The organism is Pseudoduganella guangdongensis, from assembly GCF_009857475.1.
In the GTDB taxonomy this organism is placed as follows: Bacteria; Pseudomonadota; Gammaproteobacteria; order Burkholderiales; family Burkholderiaceae_D; genus Rugamonas; species Rugamonas guangdongensis.
In genome coordinates this window covers 61,006-76,521 of the sequence record NZ_WWCJ01000002.1, presented here as the reverse complement: position 1 = coordinate 76,521, position 15,516 = coordinate 61,006, and the positions used below count along the sequence as shown (strand labels likewise).

At 62.8% G+C, this 15,516-nt stretch carries 11 protein-coding genes; 7 read left to right on the top strand and 4 right to left on the bottom strand.

Annotated elements, in window-relative coordinates:
• Positions 1 to 25 precede the first annotated feature (25 nt).
• The 3 genes from GTP41_RS02865 (at position 26) to GTP41_RS02855 (ending at position 6,933) form a co-directional block, all read left to right on the top strand.
• Positions 26 to 4,747 (top strand): glutamate synthase-related protein, encoded by a 4,722-nt coding sequence (locus tag GTP41_RS02865; protein ID WP_161024057.1) that lies wholly within the window; start codon positions 26 to 28, stop codon positions 4,745 to 4,747.
• A gap of 15 nt (positions 4,748 to 4,762) precedes the next feature.
• Entirely contained in the window at positions 4,763 to 6,226 is a 1,464-nt protein-coding gene (locus tag GTP41_RS02860; RefSeq protein WP_161024056.1) for a glutamate synthase subunit beta, read from the top strand.
• A 302-nt stretch (positions 6,227 to 6,528) separates the two neighbouring features.
• Complete coding sequence (locus GTP41_RS02855) at positions 6,529 to 6,933, top strand: pectate lyase family protein (RefSeq protein ID WP_202419591.1); 405 nt, start codon at positions 6,529 to 6,531, stop codon at positions 6,931 to 6,933.
• A 22-nt stretch (positions 6,934 to 6,955) separates the two neighbouring features.
• On the opposite strand, the gene GTP41_RS02850 is transcribed toward GTP41_RS02855, so the two are convergent.
• On the bottom strand, positions 6,956 to 7,621 hold the full coding sequence (locus tag GTP41_RS02850) for an NUDIX hydrolase (RefSeq protein WP_161024055.1): 666 nt from the start codon (positions 7,619 to 7,621) through the stop codon (positions 6,956 to 6,958).
• A 117-nt stretch (positions 7,622 to 7,738) separates the two neighbouring features.
• On the opposite strand from GTP41_RS02850, the gene GTP41_RS02845 reads away from it, so the two are divergent.
• Positions 7,739 to 8,875, top strand: coding sequence for a radical SAM family protein (locus GTP41_RS02845; RefSeq protein ID WP_202419590.1), 1,137 nt, complete (start codon positions 7,739 to 7,741; stop codon positions 8,873 to 8,875).
• A complete protein-coding gene (locus tag GTP41_RS02840) occupies positions 8,868 to 10,001 on the top strand; it encodes a DNA methyltransferase (RefSeq protein WP_161024054.1) in 1,134 nt (377 codons plus the stop codon). Before GTP41_RS02845 ends, GTP41_RS02840 begins: the two co-directional genes overlap by 8 nt.
• Before the next feature lie 58 nt (positions 10,002 to 10,059).
• On the opposite strand, the gene GTP41_RS02835 is transcribed toward GTP41_RS02840, so the two are convergent.
• From GTP41_RS02835 to GTP41_RS02825, 3 genes are read right to left on the bottom strand one after another with little or no spacing between them, the layout of a single operon-like run.
• Positions 10,060 to 10,296, bottom strand: coding sequence for a hypothetical protein (locus GTP41_RS02835; RefSeq protein WP_161024053.1), 237 nt, complete (start codon positions 10,294 to 10,296; stop codon positions 10,060 to 10,062).
• A gap of 12 nt (positions 10,297 to 10,308) precedes the next feature.
• Positions 10,309 to 11,385 carry a DUF3592 domain-containing protein gene (locus GTP41_RS02830; RefSeq protein ID WP_161024052.1) on the bottom strand — a complete coding sequence of 359 codons (1,077 nt, stop codon included), beginning with the start codon at positions 11,383 to 11,385 and terminating at the stop codon, positions 10,309 to 10,311.
• 4 nt (positions 11,386 to 11,389) lie between these two features.
• On the bottom strand, positions 11,390 to 13,705 hold the full coding sequence (locus tag GTP41_RS02825) for a TonB-dependent receptor (RefSeq protein WP_161024051.1): 2,316 nt from the start codon (positions 13,703 to 13,705) through the stop codon (positions 11,390 to 11,392).
• Between the two features lie 218 nt (positions 13,706 to 13,923).
• On the opposite strand from GTP41_RS02825, the gene GTP41_RS02820 reads away from it, so the two are divergent.
• The gene (locus GTP41_RS02820) at positions 13,924 to 14,727 is read left to right on the top strand and encodes an ABC transporter ATP-binding protein (protein ID WP_161024050.1); all 804 of its coding nucleotides are present in this window, start codon (positions 13,924 to 13,926) and stop codon (positions 14,725 to 14,727) included.
• On the top strand, positions 14,724 to 15,506 hold the full coding sequence (mlaE, locus tag GTP41_RS02815; protein WP_161024049.1) for a lipid asymmetry maintenance ABC transporter permease subunit MlaE: 783 nt from the start codon (positions 14,724 to 14,726) through the stop codon (positions 15,504 to 15,506). The genes GTP41_RS02820 and mlaE overlap by 4 nt, the downstream gene beginning before the upstream one ends.
• Positions 15,507 to 15,516: the final 10 nt, after the last annotated feature.

Below are 15,516 nucleotides of genomic sequence, written 5' to 3'. Positions count from 1 at the left end.
GACCAAAAATTCAGCGGAGAAACGCATGCAAGCGCAAGGTTTGTACAACCCAGCCAACGAACACGATGCCTGTGGCGTCGGTTTTGTCGCCCACATCAAAGGCAACAAGAGCCACTCGATCGTCGAACAGGGTCTCCTGATCCTGAAAAACCTCGACCACAGGGGCGCGGTCGGTGCGGACAAACTGATGGGCGACGGCGCCGGCATCCTGATCCAGATCCCCGACCAGTTCTACCGCGACGAAATGGCCAAGCAAGGCGTGGAACTGCCGCCGCCCGGCGAATACGGCGTCGGCATGGTCTTCCTGCCGAAGGAAAACGCCTCCCGCATCGCCTGCGAACAGGAAATCGAACGCGCCGTGCGCATCGAAGGCCAGGTCGTGCTGGGCTGGCGCAATGTGCCGATCGATTCGGAAATGCCGATGTCGCCGCGCGTGCGCGAAAAAGAACCGGTCATCCGCCAGATCTTCATCGGCCGCGGCCAGGACGTGATGGTGACCGACGCGCTGGAACGCAAGCTGTACGTGATCCGCAAATCGTCCGGCCACGCGATCCAGGCCCTGAAACTGATCCACGGCAAAGAATTCTTCGTGCCCTCCATGTCGGCCCGTACCGTGGTGTACAAAGGCCTGCTGCTGGCCGACCAGGTGGGCGTGTACTACAAAGACTTGCAAGACCCGCGCTGCATCTCGGCGCTGGCGCTGGTGCACCAGCGCTTCTCCACCAACACCTTCCCTGAATGGCCGCTGGCCCACCCCTACCGCCTGATCGCGCACAACGGCGAGATCAACACCGTGAAGGGCAACTTCAACTGGATGCGCGCGCGCGAAGGCGTGATGAAGTCCGCCGTGCTGGGCGACGACCTGCAGAAGCTGTTCCCGCTGATTTACGAAGGCCAGTCCGACACCGCCTGCTTCGACAACGCGCTGGAACTGCTGCTGATGGCGGGCTACCCGCTGGCGCAAGCGATGATGATGATGATTCCGGAAGCGTGGGAAAACCATACGCTGATGGACGACAACCGCAAAGCCTTCTACGAATACTACGCCTCGATGATGGAACCATGGGACGGCCCGGCCGCCATGGCCTTCACCGACGGCCGCTACATCGGCGGCACCCTGGACCGCAATGGCCTGCGCCCGGCGCGTTACATCGTCACCGACGACGATCTGGTGGTGATGGCCTCCGAATCCGGCGTGCTGCCGATTCCTGAATCGAAGATCATCCAGAAATGGCGCCTGCAGCCGGGCAAAATGTTCCTGATCGACCTGGAAGCCGGCCGCATCATCGACGACAAGGAACTGAAGGACACCTACGCCAACGCCAAGCCGTACAAAGCCTGGATCAACGCCGTGCGCATCAAGCTGGGCGAGCTGAAAATGAGCGAGAGCCAGATCGCCGCCAACGTGGCCAAGTACGGCCCGGCCGCCGGCGAGAAGCAGGCCGCCTCCCTGCTCGACCGCCAGCAAGTGTTCGGCTATACCCAGGAAGACATGCGCTTCATCCTGGCGCCGATGGCGACCGCCGGCGAAGAAGCCGTCGGCTCCATGGGCAACGACTCGCCGCTGGCCGTCACCTCCAACAAGCTCAAGCCGCTGTATAACTACTTCAAGCAGCTGTTCGCCCAGGTCACCAACCCGCCGATCGACCCGATCCGCGAAGCGATGGTCATGTCGCTGGTGTCCTTCATCGGCCCGAAGCCGAACCTGCTGGACACCAACAACGTCAATCCGCCAATGCGTCTTGAGGTGGCGCAGCCGGTGTTGAGTTTCGACGACATGGCGCGCCTGCGCAGCATCAGCCAGCACACCGGCGGCAAGTTCAAATCCTATGAGCTGAGCATCTGCTACCCGCTGGCCTGGGGCAAGGAAGGCGTGGAAGCTTCGCTGGCATCGCTGTGCGCGGAAGCCGTGGACGCCGTGAAATCCGGCCACAACATCCTGATCGTGTCCGACCGCTCGGTCGGTCCCGACCGCGTGGCCATCCCGGCCCTGCTGGCCACCTCCACCATCCACTTGCACCTGGTGAGCAAAGGCCTGCGCGCCTCCACCGGCCTGGTGGTGGAAACCGGCTCCGCCCGCGAAACCCACCACTTTGCCCTGCTGGCCGGCTACGGCGCCGAAGCCGTCCACCCGTACCTGGCGATGGAAACCCTGGCCGAACTGGCGCACTCCCTGCCGGGCGACCTGACGCCGGAAAAGGCAATCTACAACTACACCAAGGCAGTCGGCAAAGGCCTGATGAAGGTCATGTCCAAGATGGGCATTTCCACCTACATGTCCTATTGCGGTGCGCAGATCTTTGAAGCCGTGGGCCTGAACCGCCAGCTGGTGGACAAATACTTCCGCGGCACCCAGTCCAACGTGGAGGGCATCGGCCTGTTCGAAGTGGCCGAGGAAGGCCTGCGCCTGCACAAGCTGGCCTTCAGCGACGATCCCGTGCTGGCCGACCAGCTGGACGCCGGCGGCGAATACGCCTACCGCGTGCGTGGCGAAGACCACCTGTGGACGCCGGACGCCATCGCCAAGCTGCAGCACTCGACCCGCTCCAACAACTTCTCGACCTACAAAGAGTACGCCCAGCTTATCAACGACCAGAGCAAGCGCCACCTGACCCTGCGCGGCCTGTTCGAATTCAAGATCGATCCATCGAAAGCGATCCCGCTGGACGAAGTGGAACCGGCCAAAGAGATCGTCAAGCGCTTCGCCACCGGCGCCATGTCGCTCGGCTCGATTTCGACCGAAGCCCACGCCACCCTGGCGGTAGCGATGAACCGCATCGGCGGCAAATCCAATACCGGCGAAGGCGGCGAAGACCCGGCGCGCTACACCAACGAGCTGAAAGGCATCCCGATCAAGGTCGGCGCCACCTTCGCTTCCGTGCTGGGCAAGGACAAGATCGAAGTCGACATCCCGCTGCAGGAAGGCGACTCCCTGCGCTCGCGCATCAAGCAGGTCGCCTCCGGCCGTTTCGGCGTGACCGCGGAGTACCTGAATTCCGCCGACCAGATTCAGATCAAGATGGCGCAGGGTGCCAAGCCGGGCGAAGGCGGCCAGCTGCCAGGCCATAAAGTCTCCGAATACATCGCACAGCTGCGCTTCTCGGTGCCAGGCGTCGGCCTGATTTCGCCGCCGCCGCACCATGACATTTACTCGATTGAAGACCTGGCGCAGCTGATCCACGACCTGAAAAACGCCAACCCGCGCGCCTCGATCTCGGTCAAGCTGGTGTCGGAAGTCGGCATCGGCACGGTCGCCGCAGGCGTCAGCAAAGCCAAGGCCGACCACATCGTGGTGGCCGGCCACGACGGCGGCACCGGCGCCTCGCCGCTGTCCTCCGTCAAGCACGCCGGCACCCCATGGGAACTGGGCCTGTCCGAAACCCAGCAAACCCTGGTGCTGAACGGCCTGCGTAGCCGCGTCCGCGTGCAGGCCGACGGCCAGATGCGCACCGGCCGCGACGTCGTGATCGCCGCCCTGCTGGGCGCCGACGAGATCGGCTTCGCCACCGCACCGCTGGTGGTGGAAGGCTGCATCATGATGCGCAAGTGCCACCTGAACACCTGCCCGGTCGGCGTCGCCACGCAAGATCCTGAACTGCGCAAGAAGTTCCAGGGCAAGCCGGAACACGTGGTGAACTACTTCTTCTTCGTCGCCGAAGAAGCGCGCCAACTGATGGCGCAACTGGGCATCCGCACCTTCCAGGAATTGATCGGCCGCGCCGACCTGCTCGATAAATCGAAAGCCATCACGCACTGGAAAGCCAAAGGCCTGGACTTCAGCAACGTGTTCTACCAGCCAAAGACCAACGACGGCATGTCCATCTTCCACAGCGAAGAACAGGACCATGGCCTGGACAAGGCGCTCGACCTCAAGCTGATCGCCCAAGCCAAGCCAGCGCTGGAAAAAGGCGAACGCGTCTCCTTCATCTCGCCGGTGAAGAACGTCAACCGCACCGTCGGCACCATGCTGTCCGGTGAAGTCGCCCTGAAATACGGCCACGCCGGCCTGCCGGACGACACCATCCACATCCAGCTGCAAGGCACCGCAGGCCAATCGGCGGCAGCCTTCCTGGCCGCCGGCATCACCATCGACCTGGTGGGCGAAGGCAACGACTACGTCGGCAAAGGCCTGTCGGGCGGCCGCATCATCGTGCGCCCGAACACCGAGTTCCGTGGCTGGGCTGTGAACAACATCATTGTTGGCAACACCGTCATGTACGGCGCCGTCGCCGGCGAAGCCTTCTTCAACGGCGTCGCAGGCGAACGCTTCGCCGTGCGCAACTCCGGCGCCACCGCCATTGTCGAAGGCCTGGGCGACCACGGCTGCGAATACATGACCGGCGGCACCGTCGTCGTACTGGGCGCCACCGGCCGCAACTTCGCCGCCGGCATGTCGGGCGGCATCGCCTACGTGTACGACCCGGACGGCGAATTCCACAGCAAATGCAATATGTCCATGGTCAGCCTGGAAGAAGTCAAAGCCGCCGCCGACCAGCAAGTCGACAAAGCCACCTGGCACAGCCAGCACCGCAACGGAGAACCGGAGGCCGACGAAACCATCCTCAAGCGCCTGATTGAGCGCCACTTCAAACACACCGGCAGCACGCGCGCACGCCTGCTGCTCGACAACTGGAACGAAAGCCGCGCCAAGTTCGTCAAAGTGTTCCCGAGCGAGTACAAACGCGCCCTGGTGGAAATGGCAGACAACGCCGCGATCGAAGCGGAAACTCAAGCAATCGCAGCGTAAGAGAGGACAGCAAAAATGGGTAAGATCACCGGTTTCATGGAATTCCAGCGCCAGGAAGAAAGCTACCTGGCCCCCGAGGCTCGCCTCAAGAACTACAAAGAATTCGTCATCCACCTGACGAACGACCAGGCCAAGGTGCAAGGCGCGCGCTGCATGGACTGCGGCATCCCGTTCTGCAACTCCGGCTGCCCGGTCAACAACATCATCCCCGACTGGAATGATCTCGTATATCGCGGCCACTACCGCGAAGCGCTGAACGTCCTGCACTCGACCAACAACTTCCCCGAGTTCACTGGCCGCATTTGCCCCGCACCATGCGAAAGCGCCTGCACCCTCGGCATCCACGAACTGCCGGTCGGCATCAAATCGATCGAACACAAGATCATCGACGAAGGCTGGGAGCACGGCTGGGTCGTACCGCAGCCCGCAGCGCAAAAGACCGGCAAGAAAGTCGCCGTGGTCGGCTCCGGCCCCGCCGGCCTGGCCGCTGCCCAGCAGCTGGCCCGCGCTGGCCACGACGTCACCGTCTTCGAAAAAGCCGACCGCATCGGCGGCTTGCTGCGCTACGGCATCCCCGACTTCAAGATGGAGAAGCACCACATCGACCGCCGTGTCGAACAGATGGAAGCCGAAGGCGTGAAATTCCGCACCTCGGTCCTGATCGGCAAAGACTTCCCGGCCACGGTGGCCAACGGCTCCAAAGAGACCATCTTCCCCGAAGACCTGGAAAAAGACTTTGACGCCGTAGTGATGGCCGGCGGCGCCGAAGCCCCGCGCGACCTGCCGGTACCAGGCCGCGAACTGAAAGGCGTCCACTTCGCCATGGACTTCCTGCCGCAGCAAAACAAGGTCAACGCCGGCGACAAGATCAAAGACCAGATCAAAGCCACCGGCAAGCACGTGGTCGTGATTGGCGGCGGCGACACCGGCTCCGACTGCGTCGGCACCTCCAACCGCCACGGCGCCGCCAGCGTCACCCAATTCGAACTGATGCCGATGCCGCCCGAGCAAGAGAACAAGCCGCTGGTCTGGCCCTACTGGCCGACCAAGCTGCGCACCTCCTCCTCGCACGAAGAAGGCTGCGAGCGCGACTGGGCCGTCGCCACCAAGCGCCTCGAAGGCAAGAACGGCAAAGTGGAAAAGCTGATCGCCTGCCGCGTCGAATGGAAAGAAGGCAAGATGGTCGAAGTGCCGAATTCCGAATTCGAAGTGAAGGCCGACCTGGTACTGCTGGCCATGGGCTTCGTCTCCCCGGTTGCCCAAGTGCTGGACGCCTTCGGCGTCGACAAAGATGTGCGCGGCAACGCCCGCGCCGCCACGGAAGGCGACAACAGCTACAAGACCAGCAAGCCAGGGATTTTCGCCGCCGGCGACATGCGCCGAGGCCAATCGCTGGTGGTCTGGGCCATCCGCGAAGGCCGCCAATGCGCCCGCGCGGTTGACGAATACCTGATGGGCAGCTCCGTCCTCCCTCGGTAAAACCGGTGCCAGGTCTGTCAATCGGACACCGGATCATCTCCTTCGATATTTCTCAATACGCCGAAGCTTAGTTTCGGCGTATTGGGATTCTCTTTTCGCCGGTTGTCATATGGCTTGGCTGGCGCGCATTGGGCTCTTCCCGCACGTAAAATCCAAGTGCGCGGACCAGGGCGGCACGTGCAAGGCTGGCACCAGCACCCGATTGGTGTCGTACGGTATCTCAGGACAAATGGGTCATCAAGACCTTGTTTGGTGCTGTCGCGTGTAATACCGAAACTTTCGGCAGCGATCCCTATCCTGGCGTGAACAAGAAGTGTGCGGTAGGCAAGCAAGCGGCACCATCGACCGGCAGGGCCGGACAGGGCGGCGGCACCACCGGCGGCAGCGGCGCGCCTGCATCCGCGATTTCGGACTACGTGACGATCTCCAGCAACCGCTTTGAGCTGCACCAGAAGAACAACCTGATCGGTTCATCGGACAGCCGCACCACGGACGACGGCCACCTGACCGTGACCTTCCACGGCAACCACTTCCTGAATGTGGCGGAGCGCGGTCCGCGCGTGCTTCAGCAACCAGGTCGGCTGGGCAGCGCCGTACGCGGTAAGCCCGCTGGATACCGCCGCAGTGAAAGCGTCCGTGTCGAGCAATGCCGGCAGCGGCAAAATCACTGTGAAGTAGTTGAGCGGGTGTGCCAGTTGTCCGAATGACAGACCTGGCACCGGTTCTTCCCTACATACCCCGCGCCAGCAGCGCGAGTTGCTCATGGATCTCCGGCTTGAGCCGGTAGAGCTGCGCGGGACGGTGCGCGACGCCGCTGGAGAACACGCCCTCCACCGCCTCCAGCATATCCATCTCCGTGATCTTGCGGCGGAAGCTCACCTTGTTGATCGCCTCGCCCATCAGGGATTCATACACGCGCTGCAGTTGCGGCAGCGTGAAGGTTTCGCCCGCCAGATAGCACGGCAGCGACGAGTACTGGCTCTTGCTGCGCAGCCGCGCAACGGCGGCGCGGATGATTTCCAGGTGGTCGAACGGCAGCTTGAGCGGCTTGTCCACGCTGGTGAGCTTAACGCCAGGGTGGACATTCTCCGCCACCACATTGGCCGGCACCAGCGCGTAATAGACGATGGACACCGACCACCCGCGCGGATCGCGCGCCGGCCCGGAGAAGGTGGCAAGTTGCTCCAGGTAGGGCGGCGTAATGCCCGTCTTTTCCCGCAGCACCCGCAAGGCAGCGTCCTGCGCATCGCCATCGCTTTGCGGATGGATATACCCGCCCGGCAGCGCCGCCACGCCCTGGAAGGGCTCATGGCTGCGATTCAGCAGCGCGACTTTCAGTGCGTCGTCCTGCAACGTAAGCAGGACAACGTCGACAGTGCAGATTACTTGTTGCATGGGCTGTATGGGCATCGGACAGTCTTAGTACGAAGATTATACTAATTCGCCATCGAGCCAGCTAAAAACTGATTCAGCTTAGTTGCAAAACTATCCTAAGTGATCTACACTGGGTTCATGAGCGAACGAAACGTCATCCCGATCCAGCCCCTCACCGGCGATATTTCCGCCAGCCTGTTCGCGGCGCCTGTGCTGGCAGCGTTAAGCAAATCCGTACCAACGGTCGCATTCCGTGCGCCCGATCCGGCCGACGATGAACGCTGGCGCCGGCATAACATCGGCGGACGCGTTCACCGCATCGCGCAGCCGGTCACCTTCACACCCTACGCATCGGCGCAACCCTGTTCCGCGCGCTGCCGCTTCTGCTCCGAGACGCTGCTTGAAACTGGCGGCGGCCGGCCTTCGAGCGCATTGCGCCCCGGGCCCGGGTACTTTGCAGCGCTCGAACGCGCACTTGAACAATTACGGGGACTGCCGCTGTCCTATTCGCTGTCCGGCCTGGAGACCACCGACGACGCGGCCTGGATGGGTGCCATGCTCGACATCCTCGCGCAACACGCGGCGCTGTCGCCCGTCCTGAACCGCGTACTGTACACAAACGGCGCCGGACTCGCCGTCACGCAGCAAGGCGAAGCGTTGACGGAGCGTTTGGCCGGTTTCGGCCTGGACTGGCTCGAATTGTCGCGGCACCATTTCGACGCAGCGACCAATCAGTCCATCATGCGTTTCAGGCCTGGCGTCCAGGTGCAGTACCAGCAAGCGTTCAGCGCTATGGTGCGGCGCCTGGCTGGCCGGCTGAACGTAAAGCTGGTGTGCATCATCCAGGACGGCGGCGTGGCGCAAGCCGAAGCAGTCCTGCGCTACCTGGAATGGGCGCACGCGCTGGGAGTGCGCTCCGTGATCTTCCGCGAGTTCTCGAAACTGGATGAGAGCTACAAGGACAATGTCACCGCGCGCTATATCGGCAAAGCGCGCATCTCGATGGACGGCCTGCTCGCGCAATGCCTGGCGACTGCGGAATTCGCGGACAGTTTCGTGTTCGAGCAAGTGACCGAAGGCTATTACTTCTGGAACCTGATCGGCAGGTTGCGCGACATGCAGGTGACGTTCGAAGCCTCCGACTATTCGCAGATGCACCGCCAGCATGGCTCGGGCGATGTCTACAAGCTGGTTTTCCACGCCAACGGCAATCTGTGCGCGGACTGGAACCCGGAGCGGCACGTTCTTCTTGCTGGGGAGACTACAATTGGATAACAACAGCTGGCTCCTTCTGCGTGACAGCGCTCCCGCCTACCGCTTGCCGTCCGACCTGGCGGCTGACGATGCGCTGGGTGCGCGCGATTGCGGCTGGGTGGAGCAAATGCGGCCCTTCATCCGGCACTTCTGCCCACCGGCCGGTTTGGTGATTGACCCCTTCAACGGATTCGGCACGACACTGGTGGCGGCATCGCTGGAAGGGCGCCGTGGCATCGGCGTCGAGTTGGAAGCGGCGCGTGCCGCCATTGCGGAAGAACGCCTGCGCCGGCTCGACGCGCGCAAGCAAACCGTGTTGGCGGGTGACCTTGTCGATGTAGCGGCTTCATTGCCGCAGGCGGACCTGGTGCTGACCAATGCGCCTTACTTTGGCTGCCGTTGGCAGACCGCGCGCGAAGGTGATGGCCAGCTTTACAGCGCAAGCAATTACGCCGGCTTCCTGGCCATGTTTTATCGCGTGCTGAAATCGCTGAAACCTGTGCTGCGCGAGGGCGGCCACCTGATCGTGATGGCGGAGAACCTCCGCATTGGCGAGCATTTCGTACCGATGGCATGGGATCTGGGGCGCATGATGGCCGAGCATTTCAATCTGGTCGATGAGCGCATCCTGCTCTACGAGCGCCCTTCTGCGCCGCTGCAGAGCATGGAGATCGGCAGCAACCGCTCCCACGAGTACGCCCTGATCGCCCGCAATGAGCGTAAGCAGGTCGATCTGGAGGACAGCCTGCATTGCCTGCGCGAGCTGGCCGTGGATTTTCCCGACGTGGTTGCCTATGGCAGCTTCGCCCGCTGGCTGGCGGGGCAGCAGCAGGAACGCCTGCCCGCCGACGTCGACTTGCTGGTGCCGGAGAGGGGCGAGCTTTTGTGCGAGCTGGCGCGCTGGTTCGAAGCGCGCGGCTTCCAGGTAACGCGCTGGGGCCAGCCGCTTGGTTGGGCGGCCGCAGCGACGGCTTTGAAGGGCGCCCACTACTTCCGCGCACAGCGGCTGCGCGCGAGCGGTGAGCTGTGCATTTTTGATGTCTGCTTCGAAGACGCGGTGCTGCACTACGACGAAGCACTGCTCGCGGCGTTGCAGGTCGAGGGCATGAACGTGTTGCCCTCGTCCAGGCCAACGCTTCAGTACTAGGCCAGCAAGGGCACGCTTGAGACGATGGCGGCCACTCCTCCGTTAGCGGTGGGCATGGTCAAGCGCGTAGCTGCTGCAGGATGAGCGATGCCGCGCGCTCCGCTTCCAGCTCGGCGGCATGCTGGTCCGAAAATACCTGATCGGCCGACACGCGCCGCTTCGGGACGATGTGCATCAGGTGCATCGGATTGGCGGAAGGGGCGAAGATGGAAACAAACGCGCCCCATTGCGCCGCGCCCTCAAGCGCTTCGCCAGTGAATTCGACTTCATAGCCATCAATGATTTTTATTGGCATTGCCGGGTCAATTCAAATGGTATTCGGCAAATCAAACACTACTGCGCGGTTATCCACATGTAGTGTAATACGCCAGCGCCTCGCGCCAAGGTGCGGCGCGTTGACTTCGAATTCCAGCACGTCCGTGCCGCGCGCAACCGTGCGGTCCAGCACGCGCTGTTGCCATACCGTATCGAACTCCCGTTTGCGCGCGATGCGGCGCTCCCGTAGTTGTGCGGCGTCGATGGACACGGGCACCATGGGCTGGCCGGAAGGCGATGGTAGTCCGGTGCGCGGAGGGAAGCGAATGCGGCCGCGCAGCGGGCTGCGGCCCGTGACCTCGAGCATTGGCTGGCCCGTCAGGTGCGGCTGCGTCCAACGCCGCCAGGTGAAGTAAATCATGGCCACGCCCGCTGCGGGGAAGAGCAAAGGCGGCCACACCGGCGCTGGATGCCCGCCGAAGAGCTGTTCCAGCGCCGGCTGTGCGATAGTCCAGCCAACGCTGTTCAGGTGCAGCGTGGCGCACAACATAAGGTGGTAACCATGGCCGCGCGGCCGCACCAGCGGGGCGGCCACAGGCTTGCGGTGTCCTGCGCGCAGGATATGCACGACCATGTACAGGCACCCCAGGCCAACCGATGGGAAGAGGATGCCAAAAGCGAGCTGGATGGCCACCATCCCGGGGCGGATCGTCTTGTCGTACACCGCGCTGGCGGGTGCGCGCGGGTCCACCCACAGGGTCACGCTTTCGCCGCGCTCCAGCGCGCCGCGCAATTCGCCATGCACGCGGTGCTGGAAGTCGCCGATGTTGTCGGAAAAGTCGCTGAAGCTGACCCGGTTGCTCGCGTAGCGGCGGCCCTGGTATGTGTAGCTGAATTCCGCCTTGGCGCGGTAAGTCGTGCCGCCCTTCCTGCCGCGTTGGGAATCGAGATAGGCAGATTCGACCTGCGCCGGGACCGGCACATAGCTGCGTGCGGCGGTCCAGTTGCGGGCTTGCTCATGCAGCTGTGCGAGGCCGCCGAATATGCCGACGGCGCCCATCACCGTGCCAAACAGCAGCAGGCACAGCGTGACTACAACCTTGCCTGCGATGCTTGTTGGCTGGGCCATCCAGTCAGAACTTGGCGGCCACGCTCACCCCAATGCTGCGCGGCGCCAGGCGGTAGCCTTGCACGATCGAGGCGACCTGCGGGTGCTGGATCACCTTGTCTTCATCGAAGGCGTTCTTGATGAAGGCCGTCAGCTGGAAGCGGTCAAGCGTGATGCCAGCGCTGAAGTTGGTGGTGTGGTACGAAGGGCGGTTGTAGTCGGTGGACTCGGGATTGAGCGAGCCTTTGCTTGAACCGACCCATTGCACGCCGCCCATGATAAAGGCGCTGCGCCCGCCGGCGGTGGAGAAGTTGTACTGCGCCGTGACGGTGCCGTTGTACTTCGGCACGCCCTGCACTTGCGCCCCTTTCACCGCCCCCAGCACCCCGTTCGAGCTGCCTTCGTCGTTGGCCAGTTCCGCCTTCACGTAGCCGCCGGCTGCGCTCAGGGTCAGGCCAGCCATCGGCTTGGCTTTGATGTCGAATTCGAAGCCCTTGCTGGTGGCGTTGCCGGCGTTGGCGTTATAGGTGTAGGCGCAGGTTGGCAGGTAGACCCCTTGCTGGATGTTCTTCCACTTCACGTAGAACACGTCGGCGTTGACGGCCACGCGGCCGCCCAGGAAGCGCGATTTGCTGCCGACTTCATAGCTCCACAGGCTGTCGGGCGCGTAGGTGGCCGGGCCTTCGCTCAGGCCGTTCTCTTCCAGATCCGGGCCGCAGGTGGTAGGGGGCACGAAGACGTTGGAGCCGCCCAGGCGGAAGCCTTTGGCAACGGAGGTGTAGAAGGTGTGGTCCGGCGTCGCTTCCCAGGTCACCGCGTACTTCGGCGTGAAGGCGTGCGAGGAGAGTTCGGTGCTGCTGTTGTTGCCCGCGCCGGCCAGGTAGTTGCTGTTGCGCTGGGCCAGGTTGGACTTGCCCTTCAGGTAGCGCGCGCCGACCGTGGCATGCAGGGTCGGCGAGAAGTAGTAATTCACTTCACCAAAGATCGAGCTTTGCTTTTCGCGGTAGTGGAACTCGCCGGCGAAGGAGTTATCGTTGGGGAAGGCGCCGGGATAGGCGTCCGGCAGCAGCTCGGGATCGTCGATGGAGAAGCCGAATTTCTTGAAGGTTTCGGTCACGCCGTGGATCGGGTCGTTCTCATTCAGGTTGGTGTGCTGGTTCGAGAAGTACAGGCCACCCAGCCAGGTCCAGGGCGAACGCGCCGCATCGTAAGGCTTGGAGGCCAGCCGGAACTCCTGCGACACCTGGCGCACCGCGTTATTCAGGTAGACCGTGGAAGGCAGGCCGGCAATCGCTTCGATCAGCTCGGGCGGCGCCTTGCCGCCGTCTTCGGTCGAGGTCAGGAAGGTGGACAGCGAGTAGCTGTTGTAGGCCGAGCCGTTCTGCTGGCGGTCGAATTTGCGCTGGAAGTAGCTGGTGCTGGAGGTCAGGTCGGCGCCGCCCAGGTCCCAGTTGACGGCCACGTTGGGCGTCAACAGCTTGTCGATGGAGGGCTCGCGCACCTGCTTCTGCGCCTGGTAGCGCGGGCGGTCCAGGCTGAAGGCGGCGATATCCTTGGCATCCACCCGCTGGTAGTACACGGACGGGGTAATGGTCAGGTCGCGCGTCGGCGCCCATTTCAGCGCCACCCGCACTTCCTGGTCGTCGATCTTGTTGATGTCGCCGGCCAGCACCTTGCCCTCGCCATCCACCTGGTCGATGAAGCCGCCCGCGCGCTGCGCTTGCACGCCGATGCGCAGCGCCAGTTCATTCGTCACCAGCGGGAAGTTGCCGACCACATTGGTGGAGAAGCTCGCGCTGCCGCCGCGCGTGGCGGCGGCTTCGGCGAAGGCCGAGATTTCGCGCTCTTTCAAATCCGGCTCGTTCGGCACGAACTTGATGGTGCCGCCCATGGAGCTGGCGCCGTACAGCGTGGCTTGCGGGCCGCGCAGCACTTCCACCCGGTCGATGTCGAAGAACTTCGGTTCGACCGTGCCCATGGTGTACAGGTTGCCCACCGTGAGCGAAACGTCGCCCAGGTAGATGCCGACCGTGGCCTGCCCGGCGGCCGAACTGATGCCGCGGATCTCGATATTGGAGGTGCCGGGCCCAGCGCCGCCATTGCCGGTGGCGGCGGTGAAGGAAATATTCGGGATGGCGCGCGTCAGGTCGGTGAAGTCGTCCACCTGCTGCGACTGCAGGGCATTGCCGCTGATGGCGGAAATGCTCATCGCCACCTTGTTCGGGTCTTCCTTGCGCTTTTGCGCAGTCACGGTGACGACTTCGATCTTGTCGCTCTCAGCAAAAACCTGGGCCGAGATGGCCGCCAGGGAACAAGCCAGGACCGTCCGACGAATTTTCATGCCATTTTTCCTTCTAATGAGCCAAAGTTATTAAAATAGCAGGAATTTGCTGCCGTGCAGCAGGCAACAGCAGTTTCAATTTGTAAATTGCTGACCTTGGGGTTAGTAGTGTTGTATTATTTGCCTCTTTACATCGCCACAGGGGGCTGCGACGGGCTCCAAGCAGAGATTTACGTTTCTGAATTACAATGTGGCCTCAAGAACAAAGAGCGACACCAGTGCCAAATCTAGTCGAAATCCGTGACTTACACTTCAGCTATGGAAAGCGGGCGATCCTGTCCGGCCTCCATATGGATTTCCCGCGCGGGAAGGTGGTGGCGGTCATGGGCGGTTCCGGCAGCGGCAAGACCACCGTGCTGCGCCTGATCGGCGGCCAACTGCGCCAGCAGAAAGGCACGGTCACGGTGGACGGCCAGGTGGTGCACAAGCTGAAGACGCGCGAGTTGTACTTGCTGCGCCGCAAAATGGGCATGCTGTTCCAGCATGGCGCCTTGTTTACCGACCTGACCGTGTATGAAAACGTGGCCTTCCCGCTGCGCGAGCATACCGACTTGCCGGAAGAACTGATCCGCGACCTGGTGCTGATGAAGCTGCACGCGGTGGGCCTGCGCAACGCCGCCAAGCTCAAGCCGGGCGAGATTTCCGGCGGCATGGCGCGCCGCGTGGCGCTGGCGCGCTCCATCGCGCTCGACCCGCAACTGATCATGTATGACGAGCCGTTTGCCGGCCTGGACCCGATTTCGATGGGCGTGGCCGCTAACCTGATCCGCAACCTGAATGATGCGCTGGGTTCGACCACCATCCTCGTCTCGCACGATGTGAAAGAGTCGTTCATGATCGCTGATTATGTGTATTTCCTGTCGCAAGGCAAGATCGTGGCCCACGGCACGCCGGCGGACATGATGGTGTCGACCGACCCGTACGTGAAGCAATTCGTGCATGCCGAGGCGGATGGCCCTGTGCCCTTCCACTATCCGGGCAAAACCCTGGCCGAAGACCTGGGCCTGGGAGCACGCGCATGATGCGCCGTTTCCTGCTGAGCGTGGGGGGTGGCGCACGCGATTATGTGGAGAGCATCGGCTTTTCCGCCCGTACTTTCTTTACCATGCTGGGTTTGTCGCCGGGCTTGCTGCGCCGTCCGCGCCTGCTGGTGGAGCAGTTGCATGTCATTGGTAACTATTCGCTGCTGATCATCATCCTGTCCGGCTTGTTCGTCGGCATGGTGCTGGGCCTGCAGGGGTACTACACGCTGAATAAATACGGCGCTTCCGAGTCGCTGGGCTTGCTGGTGGCGCTGGGCCTGACCCGCGAACTGGGCCCGGTCATTACCGCCCTGCTGTTTGCCGGCCGCGCCGGCACCTCGCTGACGGCGGAAATCGGCCTGATGAAGGCGGGCGAGCAGCTGTCGGCCATGGAAATGATGGCGGTGAACCCGATCCAGCGCGTGCTGGCGCCGCGTTTCTGGGCCGGCGTGATTTCGGTGCCGCTGCTGACGGCCATGTTCAGCGCGGTCGGCATCCTGGGCGGCTACCTGATCGGCGTCGGCCTGATCGGTGTCGACGAGGGCGCGTTCTGGTCGCAGATGCAGGGCGGCGTGGATGTATGGAAAGACGTCTTTAATGGATTCGTGAAGAGTGTGGTGTTCGGTATCGCCATCACTTATATCGCGCTGTACCAGGGGTATGAAGCCCAGCCGACACCGGAAGACGTGTCTGGCGCAACGACGCGCACCGTGGTCATCTCTTCGTTGATGATCTGGTGGCTCGACTTCATGCTGACGGCGTTGATGTTCAGTAAATAATGCGCGCGCG

Excerpts from the sequence above, each read along its gene's own strand:
- mlaE (WP_161024049.1), top strand. The coding sequence starts at position 14,724 with ATGATGCGCCGTTTCCTGCTGAGCGTGGGGGGTGGCGCACGCGATTAT.
- GTP41_RS02830 (WP_161024052.1), bottom strand. The coding sequence starts at position 11,385 with ATGGCCCAGCCAACAAGCATCGCAGGCAAGGTTGTAGTCACGCTGTGC.
- GTP41_RS02865 (WP_161024057.1), top strand. The coding sequence starts at position 26 with ATGCAAGCGCAAGGTTTGTACAACCCAGCCAACGAACACGATGCCTGT.
- GTP41_RS02845 (WP_202419590.1), top strand. The coding sequence starts at position 7,739 with ATGAGCGAACGAAACGTCATCCCGATCCAGCCCCTCACCGGCGATATT.
- GTP41_RS02850 (WP_161024055.1), bottom strand. The coding sequence starts at position 7,621 with ATGCAACAAGTAATCTGCACTGTCGACGTTGTCCTGCTTACGTTGCAG.
- GTP41_RS02835 (WP_161024053.1), bottom strand. The coding sequence starts at position 10,296 with ATGCCAATAAAAATCATTGATGGCTATGAAGTCGAATTCACTGGCGAA.
- GTP41_RS02825 (WP_161024051.1), bottom strand. The coding sequence starts at position 13,705 with ATGAAAATTCGTCGGACGGTCCTGGCTTGTTCCCTGGCGGCCATCTCG.
- GTP41_RS02860 (WP_161024056.1), top strand. The coding sequence starts at position 4,763 with ATGGGTAAGATCACCGGTTTCATGGAATTCCAGCGCCAGGAAGAAAGC.